The following is a 21905-nucleotide window of genomic DNA, read 5'->3' as shown; positions in this document are numbered from 1 at the left end:
GGCCGTTGTGCCTTCAACGGTCAAGCTCGTCGTGGTTCCCATCGGCTCATCCCGAGCATGATCATGCGGATCTGCTTCTCGGTCCGCTCGATCAGGTCCCTCTCGTTCGCACTACCCGGTCTGTCGATTTCCAACAGGCCGACCACAGCGGTGAGCATCGTCGAGACGAGAAGATCTGCGGTCATCTCCAGATCGGCGACGTCCCATTGTTCGAGGCCGGGCATGCGGGAGAGGTCGATCGTCAGCTCGCTGACGAACAGGCGTAGCTCGGTGGCGAAGGCTCGACGTACCTCGGTGACGCCGCCGTATCGCTCGCGGCTGAGGAAGCGGAACTGTTCCTCGTGACTGCGTACCTGACGGACCAGGATGCCGAAGGACTCGGTGGCGGTCTTGGTGCTCGGGTTGCGTCGGGCATCGCGCAGCATCTGGCGCAGCATGCGCATGCTGTCCTCGACGAGGGCGACGCCGAGGTCTTCCATCGAGGCGAAGTGTCGGTAGAACGCGGTGGGGACGATTCCGGCGGATCGAGCGACCTCGCGCAGGCTGACGCTGGCGAACGAACGTTCGCGCAGCAGGTCGAGGGTGCCCTCGATCAGTGCCTGGCGCGTGCGCTCCTTCCGCTCGGCGCGGGTCCCCGGTTCTGTCACAACGTCCAGTTTATGGGCGCGCACTCTGTGATCTCCCTTCCGGTTCCTCCCCAACGCCGGTGAACCGTCGATCCGCTCTGTAATGGCCGTCACATAAACGTTGACAGGTACCGGTGTTGCTCTGTCACACTCATGTTAGTGCACAATCGTTCACTGAATGGGTCGTAGGTTTCGATCCGGTTAGGGAGGATGGAATGACGCTTCAAGAACGTCCGTCGCGAACCTCGGGTTCGCGCAAGTTCTCGCTTCTTTCCCTGTTCGAGGCCATGGCTACGCCCCACGCGCTCGATCGGTACCTCGAACTCGTCGATCCCATGACGACCGTTCGTGACCTACGCGGCGAAGTGACCGAGATACACCGGTCCACCGAAGACTCGTTGACTCTCACCATCCGTCCCACTCGTCAGTGGAAGGGATTCAAGGCCGGCCAGTTCGTTCAGGTCGGAGTCGTCATCGACGGCGTACGCCACACCCGCTGCTACTCGCCAGCGTGCTCGCAGTACCGCAAGGACGGCCGCATCGAACTGACGATCAAGGCGCACCCCGAGGGCCTGGTGTCGCAGTACCTGCACAAGAACGCGCACGTCGGCCTGGTGGTCAGCCTGTCGCAGGCGGACGGCACGTTCGAGCTTCCCCAACCACGCCCGGCAAAGACGTTGCTGATCAGCGGTGGCAGCGGCATCACGCCGGTGCTGTCCATGCTCAGGTCGCTGCTGGACGAGGGGTACAGCAGCGACCTGACCTTCTTGCACTACGCGTACACCGAGAACGATGTCGCGTACAAGGAGGATCTGGAAAAGATCGCCGCCGAGCACGAGAACGTGAACATCGTCTTCGCGTACACCGAGCAGAAGACCGGCGGCGACCTGTACGGGTTCTTCGGTCAAGAACACCTCGATGCAGTGGCTCCCTGGTTCGCCGACGCCGACACATTCCTGTGCGGACCTCCCGGACTCATGAAGGGGGTGACGTCGTTCTTCGACCACGCAGGCCTCGGTGAGCGACTGCACCTGGAGGAGTTCACGCCCTCGTTCGCCACCGTCAGCGACGACGTCACCGGAACCACCACGTTCTCCGGTAGCGACGTGTCCTCGGAGAACGACGGCGAGACGCTGCTCGAACAGGCCGAAGCTGCGGGGCTCTCACCGGCCAACGGGTGCCGGATGGGCATCTGCTTCACCTGCACCTCGGTGAAGAAGTCCGGTTGCACCAAGAACATCAAGACCGGTGAGACCGACACCGAATCCGACAAGAAGATCCAGCTCTGCGTGTCCGTTGCCGTCGGTGACGTCGACATCGACATCTAGATCCACCTCAGACGCACACCACAGACTCATCTCGACCCCGATCGAATTGGAGATCATCAGATGCTCGGAACGATTCTCTCGATCCTGCCCACCACCGTGCTGCCTTTCCGTCGCAGCGAGACCCTGCCCGACGAGCCCACCGTGCTGACGTACGAACAGGTCGAAGAGCTCGGTCGCGAACTCGACGATCTGCGCGCCCGCACCGTCGCCAAGCTCGGCGACGAGGACCGTGAATACATCTACAAGATCATCAAGGCACAGCGAGGCCTCGAAGTCACCGGCCGCGCGCTGATGTACCTGCCCTTCCTCCCGCCGGCGTGGCTGGCCGGTGTCGGTGCCCTCGGTGTGGCCAAGATCCTCGACAACATGGAGATCGGGCACAACGTCATGCACGGCCAGTACGACTGGATGCGTGAACCCGGCCTGAACTCCGAGGTGTTCGAATGGGACACCGTCTGCCCGGCAGATCAGTGGAAGCACTCGCACAACTACATGCACCACACGTTCACCAACATCGTCGGTATGGACCGCGACATCGGCTACGGCATCCTGCGGATGGACCAGGACCAGAAGTGGAACCCGTACTACCTCGGCAACCCGGTCTACGCATTCCTGCTGATGACGTTCTTCGAGTGGGGCGTCATGCTGCACGATCTCGAGACCGAGAACATCGTGCAGGGCAAGCGCAAGTGGCACGACGTCAAGCCGCTGCTGCAGGGCATGTGGCGCAAGGCAGGCAAGCAGGCCCTCAAGGACTACGTGATCTTCCCTGCCCTGACGGGTCCGTTCTTCGCCTCCACGGTCGTCGGCAACGTCGCCGCCAACCTCATCCGCAACGTGTGGACCTACTCGATCATCTTCTGTGGCCACTTCCCGACCGGAGTCCAGACCTTCAGCAAGGAAGAGACCGCCGACGAGAGCCGCGGCGAGTGGTACGTGCGTCAGATGCTGGGATCGGCCAACATCGAGGGATCTCCGCTGTTCCACATCATGTCGGGCAACCTCTCGCACCAGATCGAGCACCACCTGTTCCCCGACCTGCCCGCGCACCGCTACCCGCAGATCGCGCCCGAGGTCAAGGCACTGTGCGAGAAGTACGACCTGCCGTACAACACCGGTGGCTTCTTCCACCAGATCGGCACCGTGTGGGGCAAGATCTTCAAGCTCGCCCTGCCCAACTCACTCACGGGATCGGCGGCTCCGGCCGGTGTTATCGTCGAGCGTAAGAAGACCAGCGCAGCGTGACGACTTCGAAGGGGGCGGTCCTGTTGGTAGGAAAGTTCGAGCGCAACAAGGACACCGTGCAGGAGTTCACCGAATCGGCTGCTGAGCACGTCGGTCGGATCGTGGTGATCATCGCCGGAGCCGTCCGTGACGTCACTCGTGAAATCGGTGATCTGATCACCGACGGCATCGAGATGCGTGAGGCGGCGAAGAAGGCGGAGCGAGACGCTCCACTCGGCACCGTGATCAACGGAGAGTTCGAGACCCGCGACCGACACTGATTCACCGAACGACAAGAGCGCCGCCCGAGCAATGCTCGGGCGGCGCTCTCGTACGTGGATCGGCTGTCAGCGTGCGCGTAACCGCCACAACGACGTGGTTTCGCGCGAGCGTGCCTCGTGCAACACATCGGAGGAGTCGGTGACGCGTGAATGCGTCGGGGTGGTGTCGGCGCGGCCGACGACAGCAAGGTCGGCGTTGTCGATGGCGAGGAGAAGGTCTGCGCGAGTTGCCAATCCGAGCAGTTCGGCGAGGTCGGACAATACCAACCACGCTTCACCGTTCGGTGCCAGATGCCCACGGAGTCGGCTCAGGAAGGACTTGAGCATCCGGGACCCCGGGTCGTAGACCGCATGTTCGATGCCCGATGTCGGCTTCGTGGGAATCCATGGTGGATTGCACACGATCAGTCCCGCGCGGCCGGACGGGAAGATGTCGGTCTGCACAACCTCGACCCGGTCCGTGTATCCGAGAGCATCGATGTTGGCCCGCGCACAGGCAATGGACCGCGGGTCCTTGTCGGTGGCGACCACCGAGGTCACGCCCCGACGGGCGAGAACTGCGGCCAGGACGCCCGATCCGGTGCCGATGTCGAACGCTCGGTCCGTGACCGGCAGGGGTGCCTCGGCGACGAGCTGAATGTATTCGCCGCGGACGGGGGAGAAGACTCCGTAATGCGGGTGGATCGACGCGTCGAGTGCCGGCACGAAGACGCCCTTTCGACGCCACTCGTGCGCACCGACCATGCCGAGCAGTTCGCGCAACGACAGCACGCACGGTGCCGCGTCCGTGCCGAGTGCCTCCGTCACGGCCGCACGCACATCCGGCGCCCGACCGAGTCCGAGCTGGAAGTCCGAATCGAGTTCCACCAGAAGCATTCCCAGCACTCGGGCCCGTCGCGCTTGGTACTGGCGATGCAGATGGAACCGTTCGGCGGGGGACGCGTCCGACAACTGCTTGGCAGGCGGCACCCGACGGGTCATCGCCGACAACAACTGCCGAGCATTGTTGTAATCACCGCGCCACAGCAGGGCCTCACCGATGGTGGCCATCTTGTACGCCACGTCCGCGGTCGTCGAATCGTTCACGATCCGCACCACTCGAGGCGGGGGAGCGCCGTTCTCCGACTGCCAGCGAGACGTCCGATCGCTGTCGTCCTCGGTCCACGTGATGCTCATGCTGCGGTAGTCGCAGGACGGTGTCGGACGGGGATGACAGTGAGGTTCACAGTGACGCCGTTCCTGGTCTCGATGAGTGGCCGTCGAGCGTTCGCGCTGGTCACAGGGTGCCCCCGGCAGGATTCGAACCTGCGACCAAGGGATTAGAAGGCCCTTGCTCTATCCCCTGAGCTACGGAGGCTGGCGCGTGCGGGCGGACCCGCTCGAGCACGGTTGACGAGTGTACCTTTCCGTTTACGCCGACTGCGCAGGCATGGGTTGGGGGACGATTGCTGCGGGAAGTCTGTGGTCGGAATCAATGCGATCGGTGCCGAAGGAGGTTCGATGCACGACATCCTGGACGACGTACTGCTCCTCTGGCAGTCCGGCGACGTGGCAGCGGTCGCGACAGTGGTTCGCACCTTCGATTCGGCACCGCGTCCGGTCGGTGCGTCGATGGTCGTCGGTCCGGACGGCACCGTCGCGGGCTCGGTCTCGGGTGGCTGCGTCGAGGGCTCTGTGTACGAACTCGCGCAGGACGTGATGGACACGGGCGCTTCGGTCCTCACCCGGTACGGGGTATCCGAGGACGACGCCTTCGCGGTCGGGCTCACCTGCGGCGGAACGCTCGACGTGTTCGTGCAGGGGGTCTCGCAGCGCACCTTTCCGGAATTCGAGTCTTTCGTCACGGACGTTCGTAGCAACGTGCCCGTTGCGGTGGCAACAGTCGTCGCGCATGTCGATTCGGAACGGCTCGGCCGCAGGATCGTCGTCGGAGAATCTGGTACTCGGGGCTCGCTCGGCAGCGCGCGCGCCGACGCTGCCGTCGGCGACGACGCGAAAGGTCTTCTCGCAGCCGGTCGTTCGGCCGTCCTGACCTATGGGCCCGACGGTCAGCGTCGGGGCGAAGGGATGGACGTGTTCGTCTCCAGCCACGCTCCGCCGCCGCGGATGCTCGTATTCGGTGCCATCGATTTCGCGGCCGCGGTGGCGCAGCAGGGTGCATTTCTCGGCTACCGCGTCACCGTCTGTGACGCGCGGGCGGTCTTCGCGATTCCGCAGCGGTTTCCTGCCGCCGAGCAGGTCGTGGTCGCCTGGCCGCACGATTACCTGTCCGAGCAGTCTGCGGCGGGGGAGTTGGACGAACGCACCGTGGTCTGTGTGCTCACCCACGACCCCAAGTTCGATGTACCACTGCTCGAGGTGGCGTTGCGGATCCCGAGTCTGGCGTTCGTCGGTGCGATGGGATCACGCCGAACTCACGACGATCGCACAGCTCGGTTGCGGGAAGCGGGGCTGACCGACATCGAACTGTCTCGGTTGGCGAGTCCGATCGGGCTGGACCTCGGCGCTCGAACACCTCAGGAGACTGCAGTGTCGATCGCCGCGGAGATCATTGCCCACCGGTGGGGCGGCACCGGTGAACCACTCCGCGCCCGACACGGTCGAATCCACCACGACTCCACCGAAGCCGTGAGTACAGGAAAGTACGACGCTGTGTAGGACTCGCGTTTCGACTACCGCCGATCACCTCTTACTCTGGTGGTATGGCAACACCGCATCTCGACAAGACCGAACCCTCGACCGCTGGTAACTCCGCGGCCGATGTCGGGGTGGACACGGTCCCGGCAGGCGCAGATCCGCGTTCGGCCACGACGACGGTGTTCGTCACCGCGGGGGTCATCGCGGGTGTGGTTGCTGCTCTCATCGTGACGCTGTCCGCCTCCGACGCGTTGGTGTTGTTGGGCATTCCTGATCCGGGCGCGGCCACGACCTACGGTCTGCCTGCGTTGCGGGCGATCGGTGAGATCGCCGCCGTCATTGCCATCGGATCGTTTCTGCTGGCCGCGTTCCTCGTACCGCCGCAGAAGAACGGCGTACTGGACGTCGACGGGTACCGGGCTGTGCGTACCGGATCGGTCGCCTCCATCGTCTGGGCCGTCTGCTCGCTGCTCCTCGTTCCGCTGACCCTGTCCGACACGTCCGGGCAGCCGTTCGCCGAGGCCATCAAGCCCGCGAATCTCTGGATTGCGCTCGATCAGGTCGAGATCGCCAGTGCGTGGCGGTGGACCGCCATCATGGCCGTTGTACTGGCGATCTTCTCGCGCACCGTCCTGCGATGGTCCTGGACGCCCGCACTGCTCGGGTTCTCCCTGGCGACGTTGCTCCCCATCGCGCTCAGCGGTCACTCCTCTGCCGGTGGCTCGCACGACATCGCCACCAACAGCCTGATCCTGCACCTCGGCGCGGCGTCGCTGTGGGCGGGCGGACTGTTCGCGCTGCTCGCGCACGTCCGCAGGCGCGGCGCACATGCCGATGTCGCAGCTCGCCGGTTCTCCACCATCGCCGGCATCTGTTTCGTCGTGATGGGCATCAGCGGCGTCATCAACGCCCTGGTCCGCGTCTCGATCGCCGACCTGTTCACCACCACCTACGGCTTACTGATCGTCGCGAAGATCGTCGCGCTGATCGTGCTCGGCGGATTCGGCTGGATGCAGCGCCGTAGCGCACTACCGGCATTGATCGCAGATCCGTCGGCCCGTGGGCCGTTGCTCCGTTTCGCCGGTGCCGAGGTGCTCGTCCTCGCGGCGACCATCGGACTGGCTGTCGGGCTCGGACGCACACCGCCTCCCGCCGAGATCGACCCGAATCTGACGCCCACCGAGGCAGCACTCGGATACGACCTCAGTGGCCCGCCCACGTTCGCTCGAATGGCACTGGACTGGCGCTTCGATCTCATCTTCGGTACCGCCGCGATCGTCATGGCCGTGGTGTACCTGATCGGCGTTCGTCGTCTTCGGCTGCGCGGCGACGCATGGCCGGTGGGCCGCACCGTCGCCTGGGTCCTGGGCTGCCTCACACTCTTGATCAGCACGTCGTCGGGCATCGGACGCTACTCGACGGCCGTGTTCAGCGTGCACATGACCGGGCACATGATGCTCTCGATGCTGGCACCCGTTCTGCTCGCGCTCGGCGGGGCATTGACGCTGGCACTGCGCGTACTGCCCGCGGCGGGCAAGGACGGCGTACCCGGCATGCGCGAATGGCTGTTGATCGGCCTGCACAGCCGGATCTCGCAGTTCGTGACGCATCCGCTCGTGGCCTCGGTGATCTTCGTGGGCGGTTTCTACGTGCTTTACCTCGGCGGCATCTTCGGAGCCGTACTGGACAGCCACGGCGCGCACCTGCTGATGAACTTGCACTTCGTGCTCAGCGGCTACCTGTTCTACTGGACCGTCATCGGCGTCGATCCGTCACCGCGCAAGATCGCACCGGTCACCAAACTGGCGGTTGTGTTCGGGTCGTTGCCGTTCCATGCGTTCTTCGGGGTGGCACTGATGAGCATGAACACCGTCATGGGTGCCTGGTTCTACCGGACGCTGGGGCTCGACTGGAACTCCGATCTCCTCGGCGATCAGAAGCTCGGCGGCGGTATCGCCTGGGCCACCGGCGAGGTTCCGTTGGTGCTCGTCATGCTCGCGCTGCTGATCCAGTGGTCCCGCAGCGACGATCGGGACGCCAGGCGTGGTGACCGCGCCGCAGAACGCGATCACGACGCCGACCTGGCCGCGCACAACGCCATGTTCGCCGAGCTTGCTCGACGCGATCGGACCAGCGAGCAGTAATCGTCGATGGGTTCAGTCGGTCGCGGCGATCTTGCTCAACAGTCGATTCAACTCGACGCGTTCGGAGGGCTCGAGGCAGTCGAACATTTCCGACGACACCTGACGCCGCGCGTCGTCGATTCGGTCCAGCAGTGCGCGGCCGGTCTCGGTGAGCTCCACCAGGACGGCTCTCCGGTCGCTCGGATCCTGTTGCCGCGTCACCAGATTCGCTGACTCGAGCGAGTCGACGATGTCGGTGGCCGAACGCGCGACGATGCGCAGATGCTCGGCGAGATCGCGCAGTCGCACCGACTCGGGCTCGCGGGCCAACACGTGCAGTGCTCGGCTCTGTGACGGATTGAGCCCGAACGGTTCCAACGCAGTCATGTGGCTACGCCGAATTCGCCGCGCAACGGCCATGAACGAATCGCTCAGGTTGGGCGAGGGTCCGGTGTCCATGGAACGGATCATAGCGAGGGTTGCCCGTTACCTCATAGTGAGGTAGCCTCTGCATATCACTTCGACTACCACGGAGGTCTACTTGGAAAGCCGACCCGAACGTTCTCTCCCCGCGTCCGATGCAGCACCCGTCCGCCGAGTCCTGGCGCTGTTCACGCCGTACCGGCGCAAGATCGCAGTCGTCAGCGCGATCATCGTTACCAGCGCCATCATCGCGCTCGCGTCCCCCTTACTTCTCCGCGAACTCCTCGATCATGCAATTCCCGACCGTGACGTCACCCTCGTCAGCCTCATCGCGCTCGGCATGATCGCAGTTGCAGTCGCCACCAATACTCTCGGTGTCGTTCAGACCTGGATGTCCAACGGCGTCGGCCAACGACTCATGCACGACCTGCGCGTTCAGGTCTACTCGCACCTGCAGCGCCAATCCCTCGGGTTCTTCGCTCGCACCCGCACCGGGGAAGTTCAATCCCGCATCGCCAACGACATCGGCGGCATGCAATCCGTCGTCACGAACACCGCGACGTCCATCGCGCAGAACGCGACGACCGTGGCCGCGACGGTGGTCGCACTCTTCCTGCTCGACTGGAAGCTCGCCACGTTCTCGTTGATCATCCTGCCCGTCTTCGTGCGCGTCGCCCGCCGGATCGGCGACGAGCGCCGAAAGATCTCCACCAAGCGCCAGAAGTTGCTCAGCGACCTGTCGGTGCAGATCGAGGAATCCCTGTCCGTCAGTGGCATTCTGCTGGGTAAGACCACCGGTTCGGCCCAGGCGTTGACCGACAAGTTCGCCGACCGATCCCACGAGGTCGCCGGCGTTGAACTCGCGGCAATGATGGCCGGGAAGTGGCGCATGGCCACGATCCAGATCAGCTTCGCCGTCATGCCCGCCCTGGTGTACTGGTTTGCCGGCATCACCATCGGCCAGGGGAGTGCTCTGACGATCGGAACCTTGGTCGCCTTCACCGCTCTGCAGACCCAATTGTTCCGGCCCACCATGCAATTGCTCAATACCGGCGTCGAGGTGCAGGCCTCGCTCGCCCTGTTCGGTCGCGTTTTCGAGTACCTCGATCTGCCCATCGATGTGGCCGAGCCCGCCGACCCGGTGGCGATGCCCCGCGACGCCGTGCACGGCGACGTTGCCTTCCGCGGCGTCGACTTCACCTATGCCGCAGCCACTGTCCCGACCTTGTGCAACATCGACCTGGAAGTCCCGGCGGGAAGCACTCTCGCACTCGTGGGAGCGACCGGCTCGGGTAAAACGACGCTGGGCTATCTCGTTGCGCGGCTTCATGATCCGACCGCCGGATCGGTGACCATCGACGGAATCGACCTGCGGCAGATGTCATCGGAGAACATCGCCGACCTGGTCGGCGTCGTCTCTCAGGAGACGTATTTGTTCCATGCCACCATTCGAGAGAACCTGCGATTCGCCAAACCCGACGCCACCGACGACGAGATTGTCGCCGCGGCTCGGACGGCGCAGATCCACGACTTCATCGACGGCCTGGACGAGGGCTACGACACGATGGTCGGCGAACGTGGATACCGCTTCTCGGGTGGCGAGAAGCAGCGCATCGCCATCGCTCGAACCGTGTTGCGCAACCCACCGATCCTGGTGCTCGACGAAGCGACCAGTGCCCTCGACAATCGCACCGAACGCGCAGTGCAAACCGCGCTCGACGGTTTGATGGACGGCCGAACGACGATCCTGATCGCGCATCGACTCTCCACGGTGCGCTCGGCGGACCGCATCGCAGTGCTCGACCACGGCGTCGTGCGCGAGGTCGGAAGCCATGAGTCCCTGTTGGAAAGCGATGGAATGTACGCCCGATTGGTCCGGGCCGCAGACGATGTGGTGGACAGCGTGGCTGCATGAGCGTGATCGTGTGACCGTACTGCGCACCATCGCGAGCCGCGTGGAGGGCGAGACCGAGGTCAAGAAGTCCAGGTTCGTCGCAGTCGTCGAGCGGGCGGCCACCGAAGCCGAGGCGCGAGCCGTGATCGCCGCGGCCCGGAAGGCCGATCCTGCTGCCGGACATCACTGTTCGGCGTTCATGGTCGAGGCATCGTCCGCCGATCCGCACATCGACACTGCCGGCGAGGGACAGGAGTGGAGCCTGCGAAACGACCGGACGGAGCACATCATCGAGCGATCCAACGACGACGGGGAACCGGGCGGCACGGCAGGCACGCCGATGCTCGAGGTGCTGCGCGGGCATCACCTGACCAACGTCGTTGCTGTCGTCAGCAGATATTTCGGTGGAACCAAGCTGGGCACCGGAGGCCTGGCCCGTGCCTACGGCGGCGCGGTGTCCGAGGCATTGTCCGGAGCGACGTTCCTCACCAGGGAGCGACGAGAGATCATGACTCTCGAACTCGACCACGCGGAGGTGGGTCGGGTGGAATCGGAGTTGCGTGGGCACGGTGTTCTCGTATTGGGTACCTCCTACCAGGCGCGTGCGGTACTGACCGTCGCGGTTGCCGATGCCGATTCGACTGTGGCACTTGTTGCTTCGCTCACCGCCGGTCGCGTGGTTCCGATGCCGGCCGGCCACATGTTCGCCGAGAATCCCGTCTAGCACACCCGGCCGACATTCTCGGGTGCCACCGGCACCGATTCGGGTCGTTCATCCACAGGCCGCGCGCTTGTCCACATTTTGCGAACTCGTTCACCACGACCGTTCGACCCGTAGCAGTGTCGATCTCGATCGCAATCACGCGACACGTATCGAGGGGAACACACCATGTACGAAGCACAGTGCGCAGTTGTCGGCACCGTCATCACCAATCCGGTCAAGCGCTCCACACCCACCGGTGACGAGGTGCTCAGTTTCCGGATGGCCAGCAACGCCCGACGTCAGGATCGCAACACCGGCGAATGGACCGACGGCGGAACGCTGTATCTGACGGTCACGTGCTGGCGTCGTCTGGTGCGCGGTGTGGGGGCATCGTTGATGAAGGGCGACCCGATCATCGCTTACGGTCAGCTGCGCACCAACGAATACACCAATCGCGACGGAATCGAGCGCGCCGACCTCGAGATGCGGGCCAGTGCCGTCGGACCGGATCTCGCGCGCTGCAACGTCTCGATCCACCGAACGAAGGCGGTGGCACCCGAATCCGCGACGGACGGCGATCCGGGTGCCGCCGAACCCATGGACGCAGAGCAGGATCACGACCGCGTCGACGACGAGGTTCGCGAATCGGTCCCGGCCTGACGGACGCTCGACATCCGCTGCCCTCGCGGTCTCGAAAGCTGCGATCGAGGGTGGGCGGCGGATGTGGGCTCGGCCCTTCGCGGGCGGTGGTGCCGGAGACCCGCTCGCACCGATAAGCTGGGCAGCATGGCTGAATTCATTTACACCATGAAGAAGGTGCGCAAGGCGCACGGCGACAAAGTCATCCTCGACGACGTGACGATGAGCTTCTACCCGGGAGCGAAGATCGGCGTCGTCGGCCCCAACGGCGCCGGTAAGTCCAGCATCCTCAAGATCATGGCGGGAATCGATCAGCCCGGAAACGGTGAGGCGTTCCTCGCTCCCGGTGCCACGGTCGGCATCCTCATGCAGGAACCGGTTCTCGACGACACCAAGACCGTTCGTGAGAACGTCGAGGACGGTCTCGGCGAGACGATGGTCCAGCTCAAGCGCTACAACGAGATCGCCGAGCTGATGGCCACGGACTACTCCGATGCGCTGATGGAAGAGATGGGCGAGCTGCAGGAAAAGCTTGACCATGCCGACGCCTGGGAGATCGACTCCCAGCTCGAACAGGCCATGGACGCGTTGCGCTGCCCGCCGCCCGAGTCGCCCGTCACCAACCTCTCCGGTGGTGAGAAGCGTCGCGTTGCGCTGTGCAAGTTGCTGCTGAGCAAGCCGGACCTGCTGCTCCTCGACGAACCGACCAACCACCTCGACGCCGAGAGCGTGCTGTGGCTCGAGCAGCACCTGGCCGCGTACTCCGGTGCGATTCTCGCCGTGACCCACGACCGGTACTTTCTCGACCATGTCGCGCAGTGGATTGCCGAGGTCGACCGCGGACACCTGTACCCGTACGAGGGCAACTACTCCACATATTTGGAGAAGAAAGCCGAGCGCCTCGAGGTCTCGGGCAAGAAGGACCAGAAGCTGCAGAAGCGCCTCAAGGACGAACTCGCCTGGGTTCGGTCGGGTGCCAAGGCACGTCAGGCCAAGAGCAAGTCTCGTCTTGCTCGCTACGACGAGATGGTGGCCGAGGCCGAGAAGACCAGGAAGCTCGACTTCGACGAGATTCAAATCCCCAACCCGCCGCGCCTCGGCGACGTCGTGGTCGAGGTCAAGAGCCTGGACAAGGGCTTCGACGGCCGCGTGCTGATCAAAGACCTCTCGTTCACATTGCCCCGCAACGGCATCGTCGGTGTCATCGGCCCCAACGGTGTCGGTAAGACGACGCTGTTCAAGACCATCGTCGGTCTCGAGGAGCCGGACGGCGGTGAGGTCAAGATCGGTCAGACCGTCAAGCTGAGCTATGTCGACCAAAATCGCTCGGGCATCGACTCGAAGAAGACGGTGTGGGAAACGGTCTCCGACGGCCTCGATTTCATCACCGTCGGCAGTTCCGAATTCCCGTCCCGCGCGTACATCAGCTCGTTCGGCTTCAAGGGTCACGATCAGCAGAAACCTGCCGGAGTGCTCTCCGGTGGTGAGCGGAACCGTCTGAACCTGGCGATGACGCTCAAGCAGGGCGGCAACCTGATCCTGCTCGACGAACCGACCAACGACCTCGACGTCGAGACGCTGGGATCGCTCGAGAACGCGCTCGAAGAGTTCCCCGGTTGCGCCGTGGTCATCTCGCACGACCGGTGGTTCCTGGACCGCACCTGCACGCACATCCTGGCGTGGGAAGGTGGCTTCGGCGACAACGAGGCCGCCTGGTACTGGTACGAGGGCAACTTCGAGGGCTACGAGGCCAACAAGGTCGAACGCCTCGGACCCGACGCGGCCCGGCCGCATCGCGTCACCCACCGAAAGCTCACCAGGGACTGATATGCCGACGAAGACCTTCACTTGCACGCTCCAGGTGCGGTGGGGTGATTCCGATCGTCTCGGCCACGTCAACAACACTCGCTTCGTCGAATACCTCCAGGAAGGCCGCGTTCAATTTCTGAACGCGGTTCTGGGGGGTTCGAAGCAACGGGGTGCGGCCGTGGTCCGAAAATTGACAACCGATTTTCTGCATCCGATCCTCGACGATTCGGGTCCGCTGACGATCGAGCTGTGGATCACCCGCATCGGGACCACCTCGTACGGCGTCCGGCATGTGGTGACCGACCGTGACGGAACGGTCTGCGCGGATGCCGAGGCGTTGATGGTGGCGTTCGATCTCGAGACCTCCGCTTCTCGTCCCCTGGACGAGCGCGAGCGCGGTCTCCTCGCCGAGTACCTCGTCACCGAGTAGGTCCGACGCGCTGCGTCCGCGAGGTCACTGCGGTAACAGGGTGTTCGACATTAAGGTCGAGGAGTCATCGACGACCGGCGATCGGCGGGCGTCAGGGAAAATCCTCACGAGGGAGTACTCGAACACCATGCCACGCTCGCTGGACTCGACCGACGACAACGACTGGGCCGAGGGGCTCGACGCCCGACTTCCGGCCGAGCTGGCGACACTGCAATCCGAGTACTTCGAGCATGTGGACCCCGCTGCCGTCGGAGCGTCCGCGCAGGCTCCCGACATCGCGTCCTTTCATCGGCACGTTCGGCTCGCTGCGCAGCGTCGGCCCGAGTTTGCGAACGTCGCCGTGCACCGTCCGAGCGACTCGGGTTCGGCGGCCGATCGAGCTGCCGGAAGCTACCTGCAGATCGTCACCGACGATATGCCGCTCCTCGTCGAGTCGGTCATTTCGTTGCTGTCTCGGCTGGGCATCGAGTACACCGATGTCGTTCACCCCATCCTGTCGGTCGTCCGCGACGCCGACGGGACGCTGACAGGCCTGGGCACAGACGTATCACCCGAGTCCTGGATCCACGTTCAGCTGCATCCCTCCACCTCCGAGGACGTCGTCGAGCGCCTGCAGTCGGAAGCGAGTCGAGTACTGGCCGATGTGCGTCAGGTCGTGGACGACACCGATCGAATGCGTGCAGTGCAGGCAGAGGTAGCCGATCGCCTCGACGAGGCGGCAGAGCGGGCGGCAGACGCGGAATCCGACACCGCCGTCGAGCATCGAGACGCCGCCGCGTTGCTGCGCTGGCTCGGGGACGGCCACTACACCCTGCTGGGCTACCGCCGTTACGCCGTCGACGGTGTGGACGGAACGCGGACGGCGACCAGCGAGGAATCCACCAGCCTCGGGGTGCTGCGTAAATCCGCGCACGATGTGGACGGTGCGCAACCGGTCGGTGAGCGAGATCTCGTCGCGCTGACGCAGGGAGCCAGTCCGGCCACGGTCCACCGGGCCGTCTACCCGTACTTCGTCAGCGTGCTCGACGCCGAGAACTCTGCCGAACACCGATTCGTCGGCGTCTTCACCGTCACTGCGTTGCACGAGAACGTGCTCGACATTCCGGTGATCGAGCGGCGAGTGCGCTCGGTGATCACTCGGGCCGGCCACGATCTGGGGTCGTTCTCGGGCCAGGCCATGCTCGAAGTACTGCAATCGATGCCGCGCTCGGAACTTTTCGCCACCTCCGCATCCTGGCTGTTCGAGACCGCGAGTGCCGTTCTGGCCCTGGGCCGTCGGCGGAAGGTGAAGCTGTTCGTTCGGCCCGATGCCAGCGGATCGTTCGTCTCTGCACTGGTGTACCTGCCACGAGATCGGTACACCACTCGTGTTCGCCTCGCCATTCAGGAGCGTTTGCTTCGTGAACTCGGCGGTACCTCCCTCGACTACACCGCACGGGTCACCGAATCCGACCTGGCGCTGCTGCACGTCACCGTCCGTCGTGCGCCCGGTACCGCGTCGACGGAACTGTCGGGGGACGACATCGCTCGGATCGAGACGGCTCTGACCGAGACCACTCGAACCTGGGAGGATTCGCTCGGCGACGCCGTTTCCCTCGACCGCCGCGTCGATCCGCTGCGGATACAGCGCTACACCGAGGCGTTTCCCGAGGCCTACAAACAAGACTTCAGTCCGGCTCGGGCCGTCACCGACATCGCCCGCCTCGAAGCGCTCGGCGACGAGTCGATCGACATGCAGCTCTACCGCAACGAGCAGTCCGCCGTGGGTAGTTGGCGGTTCTCGCTGTACATCGGCGGCGCGGGCGTCTCGCTGTCGCAGGTACTGCCCATCCTGCAGAGCCTCGGCGTGGAGGTCGACGACGAGCGGCCGTACCCGGTGGTGCGCCCGGACGGAATGTCCTGCTGGATCTACGATTTCGGACTCTCCGCCTCGCGCGAGATGCTGCGCTCGGCAATCGACGGTGATATCGATGCGGAGTTGTCCGAGGCGGGCACCGCCGATCGTGAGAGCCGCGTGCAGCACCGGTTCACCGACGCATTCGCGGCCGTGTGGAGCGGCGAGGCCGAGGCAGACCGGTTCAACGAGCTCGTCATGCGCGCCGGACTGCACTGGCGGCAGGCCGTGGTGTTGCGCGCGTACGCAAAGTACTTGCGCCAGGCCGGTTTTCCCTACAGTCAGTTCAACATCGAGGGCGTACTGCTGGCACATCCGCGCACTGCGCGTCTGCTCGTCGGTCTGTTCGAGGCGCAGTTCGATCCCGAGGCGAGTTCGGAAGAGAACGCTCGGTCGATCGGCACCCAGCTGGGCGAACTGATCGATCAGGTCGTCAGCCTCGACGCCGACCGGATTCTGCGCAGCATGTTCGAGCTGATCCGCGCGACGCTGCGCACCAACTATTTCGTGGTGGGGACGGGCGGTGAGCATCGGCCGTACCTCTCGCTCAAGTTCGATCCACAGTCGATCGCCGAATTGCCCAAGCCGAAGCCGAAATTCGAGATATTCGTGTATTCGCCCCGCGTCGAGGGCGTGCATCTGCGGTTCGGAGCCGTGGCCCGCGGCGGACTGCGCTGGTCGGATCGACGTGAGGACTTCCGGACCGAGATCCTCGGTCTCGCCAAAGCCCAGATGGTCAAGAATGCGGTCATCGTGCCGGTCGGGGCCAAGGGTGGATTCGTCGTCAAGCGGCCCCCTGTCGTCACCGGCGACGCGGACACAGATCGTCAGGCCCACGCCGAGGAAGGCAAGGCCTGCTATCGGCTGTTCATCGCCGGACTGCTCGACATCACCGACAACCTCGACCGCGCTACCGGCACGGTGTCGGTACCCTCCGGCGTCGTGCGCCGCGACGGAGACGACACCTACCTGGTCGTGGCTGCCGACAAGGGCACCGCGACGTTCTCCGACATGGCCAACGACGTTGCCGCGCAGTACAACTTCTGGCTCGGCGACGCCTTTGCCTCCGGTGGATCGGCGGGCTACGACCACAAAGCGATGGGTATCACCGCCAAGGGTGCGTGGGAAAGCGTCAAGCGCCACTTCCGCGAGCTCGGGATCGACACGCAGAGCCAAGATTTCACCGTTGTGGGCGTCGGAGACATGAGCGGGGACGTCTTCGGTAACGGCATGCTGCTCAGTCGGCACATTCGACTGCTCGCTGCGTTCGATCACCGGCACATCTTTCTCGATCCCGATCCGGAGCGTGAGTCCTCGTTCGCCGAGCGGGAGCGATTGTTCGCACTGCCGCGGTCGTCGTGGGCGGATTACGACACCTCGCTCATCAGCGCAGGCGGTGGCGTGTGGGAGCGCACGCGCAAGTCTGTCCCCATCAGCGCGGCCGCCCGTGCCGCTCTCGGTCTCGGCGATTCCGTCGAGTCGTTGTCTCCTCCCGAGCTGGTGAACGCGATCCTGAAGGCTCCGGCCGATCTGTTGTGGAACGGCGGAATCGGCACCTACATCAAGGCCTCGACCGAGACCAACGCCGAGGTGGGCGACAAGGCCAACGACGCGGTTCGGGTCGACGGCGTCGACATCCGCGCCGCAGTCGTGGGGGAGGGCGGCAACCTCGGTGCCACGGCGCTCGGCCGCATCGAATACGCCGCGGCCGGAGGCAAGATCAACACCGACGCCGTCGACAATTCTGCCGGCGTCGACTGCTCCGATCACGAAGTGAACATCAAGATCCTGCTCGAAACGGCCATCACCAACGGCAACCTGGCGCGCGAGGATCGAGACGAGCTGCTCGCGTCCATGACCGACGAGGTGGGCCGACTGGTGTTGTGGGACAACATCATGCAGAACGAGCTACTCGGCACGTCCAGGTTCGACGCACCCAATCTCGTCACCGTGCACAGCCGGGTGATCGAGGATCTCGAGGTGCGACGTGGCCTCGACCGCGAGCTCGAGGCGCTACCGACCGAGGCGGATCTGCGACGCCGGAAGCAGGACGGCCGAGGGCTGACCTCGCCGGAACTCGCCACGCTGATGGCTCACGTGAAGCTGGCGTTGGAAGCGGAGCTGCTGAGCAGTGAGCTTCCCGACAGCGACGTCTTCGCCCCGCGACTGCCCAAGTACTTCCCCGAGCCGCTACGGGAGCCCTATGCAGATGCGATCACCGCGCATCCGCTCCGTCGGCAGTTGGTGGCCACTACCCTGGCCAACGAGGCGATCGACTGCGGCGGAATCACCTTTCCCTACCGACTGACCGAGGATTCCGGTGCCGAGGGCACCGATGCCATCAGGGCTTTCGCTGCGGCCACCGAGATCTTCGGACTCGACGAGGTCTGGAATTCGATCAGGGCTGCGGATGTGCCCACTGCGGTGTCGGCAGAGTTGCTGCTCGAGTCGCGTCGCATGCTCGACCGCGTTTCACGGTGGTTGCTCGCCAACCGGCCGCAGCCTTTGGCCGTCGGCGCGGAGATCAGCCGATATGCCGGGCAGGTTCGCGCATTGCAACCGTCGGTGTCGACGTGGATCGCCGGTCATCAGGCCAGCGATCTGGATTCGCGATCGGCTGCCGCGATCGAACGCGGTGCTCCGGCCGATCTGGCCCGACGGATCTACGGACTGCTCGATGTGTACTGCCTGCTCGACATCATCGACATCGCAGACATAGTCGACCGGGACGGAGCCGAGGTCGCCGAGCTCTACTTCGCCCTGGACGCGCACATCGGCATCGACTGGCTGCTCACCGCGGTGTCCAAGCTGGCTCGCGGAGATCGCTGGCACTCGTTGGCGCGCTTGGCCCTTCGTGATGACCTGTACTCTTCGCTGCGAGGAATCACGCAGGCCGTGTTGGCCGGCGGCGAACCGGACGAGTCGGTGGCGGAGAAGATCGCGGAATGGGAGTCCACCAATTCGTCCCGTCTGGCGCGCTCTCGTGCGGCGTTGACCGAGATCGCCGAGTCGGGAACCCTCGATCTGGCCACTCTGTCGGTCGCGGCTCGCCAGGTCCGCAACATGGTGCCCTGACCACCCGCTGCACATCGTCATTGCCCGAACCGACGTAAGTTCGACCGAGAAGAGGAAACGACCACGTGAGTGTGCCCGACGCCCATCTGTCCGACAAGCGACCTGCAACCCAGCGAGTGGGCTTTCATGCCACCGTGGACGTGCGGTGGTCGGATATGGATGTGTATCAACACATCAACCACGCCCGCATGGTCACCCTCCTCGAAGAGGCACGCATTCCCTGGCTCTTGGTGGACGGGAGACCGACGGCAAACCTGCGCCACGGAGCGGTGATCGCGGATCTGCACGTGAAGTATCGCGGCCAGCTGCGACACGAGGACGGCCCGCTCGATGTCTTCATGTGGATCGACGCGGTGCGGGCGGTGGACTTCGTCGTCGGATACGAGGTGCGGGCCAGAGGTGCATCACTGGATACGCCTGCGGCCGTGGTGGCCTCGACGCAGATCGCGGCGTTCGACATCGATGCGCAGCGGTTGCGTCGGCTCACCCCGACCGAGCGTGAGTTTCTCGTGAGCTGGCAGCGTGTATGAGCGCGTACTGACCGTTCCCGACGCAGTCGAGCGGGAGAACCTGGCCACGTTCTGTACCAGGGCGCTGCGCTTGGACGAAGCTGCGGTGATTCGCATGCGGACCCGATCCGGCGGCGGTGTGTCCTGCTGGGCTGCAACGGGTTTCGATGCGTTGGCGGCGCGGGTGATCGCCGGAACCATAGTGCCCGACGACACCAGCGCCGGTGCCGATATGTTGGCGGCTGCACTGCGCAGCGCGGACGACGGTGCGATCGATCCAGGATTTTCGATGGATTCGGCGTGGCGTGGCGCACTGCCGCCGGACGGCGGATTCGTCCATCTCGACGATGTGCCGGCCAGGGTGCTCGTGGGGCTTGCGCAGCGCGGTGCGGCGCTGGCGAAGGAACACGGCAGCAGTCACGGTCCGCCGAGTTCGTTGCTCGAGCAAGAAGTTCTGCACGTCGCAGGCGACGCCGACGATGTATCGATTTCCATGCGGACGGTATTCGCCCTCACCGCAATGGGTTTCGTGCCGCACAGCGGAGCCGACCCGCTGACGATCGACGTCGACCCCGATCGGATCTCGGCCGACGAGGTGGTCCGCGTGCGGGTGTCGAGGGTGTGGCTTCGCCTCGATGCCCGCTACGGCTCGGTCTTCGCTCGCCGCGCGGGACAGCAGTTGTCGCTCACCGTGGAGCGTTAGACGAGCCAGGCCGCAGCGTTCGCCGGAAGCCTGCCGTTCACCAGGGGCGCGCTGGAAAGCAACAACTCGCCGGGTGGCAGCGGGATCGACTCGTTCGACGCGTTCAGGGCGCAGATCAGGCCACCGCGTCGACGAAATGCAAGGCAGCCGGGAGGCGATCCGTACCAATCGATTCCTGTGCCGGTGAATTCCGGACGCAGAGCCCGCAACTCGAAGGCAGTCCGGTACAGGCTCAGCATCGAATCGACGTCCTCGAGTTGTGCCTCGGCGGTGTACCCGTCCCATTCCGGCGGCATGGGCAGCCAGGTTCGATCGGTGGACGAGAAACCGAACGGCGGGGTGTTGCCCTCCCACGGCATCGGCACGCGGCAGCCGTCGCGGCCCCGCTCGGCGTGGCCGGATCGCTCCCACACCGGATCCTGCAACGCACTGTCCGGCAGTTGCACGTTGGGCAACCCGAGCTCGGCACCGTTGTACACGAAAACCGTTCCGGGAAGGGCCAATTCGACGAGAATCATGGCGCGGGAACGCGCCCGGCCGAGGTCCCCGCCGCCGTACCGGGTGACCTCGCGCTCGACGTCGTGGTTCGACAGCGTCCATGTCGGAGTGCCGGCGACGAGTTCGACGGCGGCAAGTGAATTGGAGATGGCGTCGCGAATGGTGTCGGCGTCGAAATCGACACTGGCCAAACGGAAGTTGAAGCCCAGGTGCAGCTCGTCGGGTCTGATGTACTCGGAGAAGCGAACGTTGTCCTGCACCCAGATCTCGCCGACCGTCACGGCGTTGGGGTACTCGTTCATCACGGCTCTGATACGTCGATGCAGGTCGTGGACGTGAGGGTTGTTGAACCGGGGATCGTCGTCGTCGTTCTTCATCAGCGCGTTGAGTTCGAGGCTCATGTCGGCGAGGTCGGCCGGCTTGGCCATGCCGTGCGCCACGTCGAGCCGGAAGCCGTCGACGCCGCGGGCGAGCCAAAACCTCAGTGTGCGCGCGAAGTCGTCGAACACATCGGGATTGTTCCAGTTCAGATCCGGTTGCTCCGGCGCGAAGATGTGCAGGTACCACTGGCCGGGGGAACCGTCGGCCTCGGTGACACGGGTCCAGGCCGGGCCACCGAAAATGCTGGGCCAGTTGTTCGGCGGCTGCGCACCGTCGTCTCCGCGTCCGTCTCGAAAGATGTAGCGGGCTCGCTCGACGCTGCCGCGCGGTGCCGTCAACGCCGACCGGAACCACGGGTGCTCGTTGCTGGTGTGGTTGGGCACCAGATCCATCGTGACCTTGATGTCGCGCGCATGAGCCTCGTCGATGAGCGCGTCGAAGATCTCGAGGTTTCCGAACAGGGGGTCGATGTCGCGGGGATTCGACACGTCGTACCCGTGATCGGCCATGGGCGACCGGGTGATGGGTCCGATCCATACTGCGTCGATACCCAGCAGTTCGAGGTAGCCGAGCTTGTCCCGAATCCCGTCGAGGTCACCCACACCGTCGCCGTTGGAGTCCGCGAACGACCGGGGATAGATCTGGTAGAAGACGGCGTCCTGCCACCACAACAGCTCGGAGCTTTCGATCGGATCGGTCACAAGGGGCAATAGTGCCAAACGAACGGC

Annotated in this window: 17 protein-coding genes and 1 tRNA gene; 13 read left to right on the top strand and 5 right to left on the bottom strand. The window is 64.6% G+C overall.

Features of this window, described 5'->3' with window-relative positions; genetic code table 11:
- Nucleotides 1-20: 20 nt before the first annotated feature.
- Nucleotides 21-647, bottom strand: coding sequence for a TetR family transcriptional regulator (locus ACNEOT_RS21355; protein WP_415976611.1), 627 nt, complete (start codon nucleotides 645-647; stop codon nucleotides 21-23).
- 194 nt (nucleotides 648-841) lie between these two features.
- Here ACNEOT_RS21355 and ACNEOT_RS21350 point away from each other — a divergent pair, with 194 nt between their 5' ends.
- Genes ACNEOT_RS21350 through ACNEOT_RS21340 form a run of 3 tightly spaced genes read left to right on the top strand, consistent with a single transcriptional unit; the run spans nucleotide 842 to nucleotide 3459 of the window.
- Nucleotides 842-1954 (top strand): ferredoxin reductase, encoded by a 1113-nt coding sequence (locus ACNEOT_RS21350; RefSeq protein WP_415976610.1) that lies wholly within the window; start codon nucleotides 842-844, stop codon nucleotides 1952-1954.
- Between the two features lie 60 nt (nucleotides 1955-2014).
- The gene (locus ACNEOT_RS21345) at nucleotides 2015-3199 is read left to right on the top strand and encodes a fatty acid desaturase family protein (RefSeq protein WP_415976609.1); all 1185 of its coding nucleotides are present in this window, start codon (nucleotides 2015-2017) and stop codon (nucleotides 3197-3199) included.
- 23 nt (nucleotides 3200-3222) lie between these two features.
- Nucleotides 3223-3459: a hypothetical protein gene (locus ACNEOT_RS21340; RefSeq protein WP_415976728.1), complete on the top strand. Its 237-nt coding sequence runs from the start codon at nucleotides 3223-3225 to the stop codon at nucleotides 3457-3459.
- Between the two features lie 66 nt (nucleotides 3460-3525).
- Here ACNEOT_RS21340 and ACNEOT_RS21335 read toward each other — a convergent pair whose 3' ends face one another.
- Together ACNEOT_RS21335 and ACNEOT_RS21330 are read right to left on the bottom strand one after the other, a co-directional pair.
- Nucleotides 3526-4635, bottom strand: a complete 1110-nt coding sequence (locus tag ACNEOT_RS21335) for a methyltransferase (RefSeq protein ID WP_415976608.1) — start codon at nucleotides 4633-4635, stop codon at nucleotides 3526-3528.
- Nucleotides 4636-4743: 108 nt separating this feature from the next.
- A tRNA-Arg gene (locus ACNEOT_RS21330) sits at nucleotides 4744-4816 on the bottom strand.
- A 143-nt stretch (nucleotides 4817-4959) separates the two neighbouring features.
- On the opposite strand from ACNEOT_RS21330, the gene ACNEOT_RS21325 reads away from it, so the two are divergent.
- Nucleotides 4960-6117, top strand: coding sequence for an XdhC family protein (locus tag ACNEOT_RS21325; protein ID WP_415976607.1), 1158 nt, complete (start codon nucleotides 4960-4962; stop codon nucleotides 6115-6117).
- A 44-nt stretch (nucleotides 6118-6161) separates the two neighbouring features.
- Entirely contained in the window at nucleotides 6162-8240 is a 2079-nt protein-coding gene (locus ACNEOT_RS21320) for a cytochrome c oxidase assembly protein (RefSeq protein WP_415976606.1), read from the top strand.
- Between the two features lie 12 nt (nucleotides 8241-8252).
- Here the strand turns inward: ACNEOT_RS21320 and ACNEOT_RS21315 are convergent, their stop codons facing one another.
- The gene (locus ACNEOT_RS21315; protein WP_415976605.1) at nucleotides 8253-8678 is read right to left on the bottom strand and encodes a MarR family winged helix-turn-helix transcriptional regulator; all 426 of its coding nucleotides are present in this window, start codon (nucleotides 8676-8678) and stop codon (nucleotides 8253-8255) included.
- A gap of 82 nt (nucleotides 8679-8760) precedes the next feature.
- Here ACNEOT_RS21315 and ACNEOT_RS21310 point away from each other — a divergent pair, with 82 nt between their 5' ends.
- The 8 genes from ACNEOT_RS21310 to ACNEOT_RS21275 all read left to right on the top strand — a co-directional run bounded on the left by ACNEOT_RS21310 (nucleotide 8761) and on the right by ACNEOT_RS21275 (nucleotide 20298).
- The gene (locus tag ACNEOT_RS21310; protein WP_415976604.1) at nucleotides 8761-10557 is read left to right on the top strand and encodes an ABC transporter ATP-binding protein; all 1797 of its coding nucleotides are present in this window, start codon (nucleotides 8761-8763) and stop codon (nucleotides 10555-10557) included.
- Between the two features lie 10 nt (nucleotides 10558-10567).
- A complete protein-coding gene (locus ACNEOT_RS21305) occupies nucleotides 10568-11260 on the top strand; it encodes an IMPACT family protein (RefSeq protein ID WP_415976603.1) in 693 nt (230 codons plus the stop codon).
- Between the two features lie 165 nt (nucleotides 11261-11425).
- Nucleotides 11426-11899, top strand: coding sequence for a single-stranded DNA-binding protein (locus tag ACNEOT_RS21300; RefSeq protein ID WP_415976602.1), 474 nt, complete (start codon nucleotides 11426-11428; stop codon nucleotides 11897-11899).
- Nucleotides 11900-12025: 126 nt separating this feature from the next.
- Nucleotides 12026-13705: an energy-dependent translational throttle protein EttA gene (gene ettA, locus ACNEOT_RS21295; protein ID WP_415976601.1), complete on the top strand. Its 1680-nt coding sequence runs from the start codon at nucleotides 12026-12028 to the stop codon at nucleotides 13703-13705.
- Nucleotide 13706: 1 nt separating this feature from the next.
- A complete protein-coding gene (locus tag ACNEOT_RS21290) occupies nucleotides 13707-14117 on the top strand; it encodes an acyl-CoA thioesterase (protein ID WP_415976600.1) in 411 nt (136 codons plus the stop codon).
- A gap of 127 nt (nucleotides 14118-14244) precedes the next feature.
- The gene (locus ACNEOT_RS21285) at nucleotides 14245-19086 is read left to right on the top strand and encodes an NAD-glutamate dehydrogenase (protein WP_415976599.1); all 4842 of its coding nucleotides are present in this window, start codon (nucleotides 14245-14247) and stop codon (nucleotides 19084-19086) included.
- A gap of 65 nt (nucleotides 19087-19151) precedes the next feature.
- Entirely contained in the window at nucleotides 19152-19616 is a 465-nt protein-coding gene (locus ACNEOT_RS21280; protein ID WP_094612843.1) for an acyl-CoA thioesterase, read from the top strand.
- Nucleotides 19609-20298, top strand: coding sequence for a hypothetical protein (locus ACNEOT_RS21275; RefSeq protein WP_415976598.1), 690 nt, complete (start codon nucleotides 19609-19611; stop codon nucleotides 20296-20298). Before ACNEOT_RS21280 ends, ACNEOT_RS21275 begins: the two co-directional genes overlap by 8 nt.
- On the opposite strand, the gene ACNEOT_RS21270 is transcribed toward ACNEOT_RS21275, so the two are convergent.
- Nucleotides 20295-21878, bottom strand: coding sequence for an alpha-amylase family glycosyl hydrolase (locus tag ACNEOT_RS21270; protein WP_415976597.1), 1584 nt, complete (start codon nucleotides 21876-21878; stop codon nucleotides 20295-20297). The two genes, ACNEOT_RS21275 and ACNEOT_RS21270, sit on opposite strands and share 4 nt — an antisense overlap.
- Nucleotides 21879-21905 lie beyond the last annotated feature (27 nt).

Origin of the sequence: Rhodococcus sp. 077-4 (assembly GCF_047782425.1) — a bacterium.
Classification (GTDB): Bacteria; Actinomycetota; Actinomycetes; order Mycobacteriales; family Mycobacteriaceae; genus Rhodococcoides.
Note: the sequence above shows the minus strand (reverse complement) of the source record. Positions and strands in the feature narration are given on the sequence as shown.

Excerpts from the sequence above, each read along its gene's own strand:
- ACNEOT_RS21345 (WP_415976609.1), top strand. The coding sequence starts at position 2,015 with ATGCTCGGAACGATTCTCTCGATCCTGCCCACCACCGTGCTGCCTTTC.
- ACNEOT_RS21325 (WP_415976607.1), top strand. The coding sequence starts at position 4,960 with ATGCACGACATCCTGGACGACGTACTGCTCCTCTGGCAGTCCGGCGAC.
- ACNEOT_RS21335 (WP_415976608.1), bottom strand. The coding sequence starts at position 4,635 with ATGAGCATCACGTGGACCGAGGACGACAGCGATCGGACGTCTCGCTGG.
- ACNEOT_RS21290 (WP_415976600.1), top strand. The coding sequence starts at position 13,707 with ATGCCGACGAAGACCTTCACTTGCACGCTCCAGGTGCGGTGGGGTGAT.
- ACNEOT_RS21350 (WP_415976610.1), top strand. The coding sequence starts at position 842 with ATGACGCTTCAAGAACGTCCGTCGCGAACCTCGGGTTCGCGCAAGTTC.
- ACNEOT_RS21300 (WP_415976602.1), top strand. The coding sequence starts at position 11,426 with ATGTACGAAGCACAGTGCGCAGTTGTCGGCACCGTCATCACCAATCCG.
- ACNEOT_RS21315 (WP_415976605.1), bottom strand. The coding sequence starts at position 8,678 with ATGGACACCGGACCCTCGCCCAACCTGAGCGATTCGTTCATGGCCGTT.
- ACNEOT_RS21320 (WP_415976606.1), top strand. The coding sequence starts at position 6,162 with ATGGCAACACCGCATCTCGACAAGACCGAACCCTCGACCGCTGGTAAC.
- ACNEOT_RS21285 (WP_415976599.1), top strand. The coding sequence starts at position 14,245 with ATGCCACGCTCGCTGGACTCGACCGACGACAACGACTGGGCCGAGGGG.
- ettA (WP_415976601.1), top strand. The coding sequence starts at position 12,026 with ATGGCTGAATTCATTTACACCATGAAGAAGGTGCGCAAGGCGCACGGC.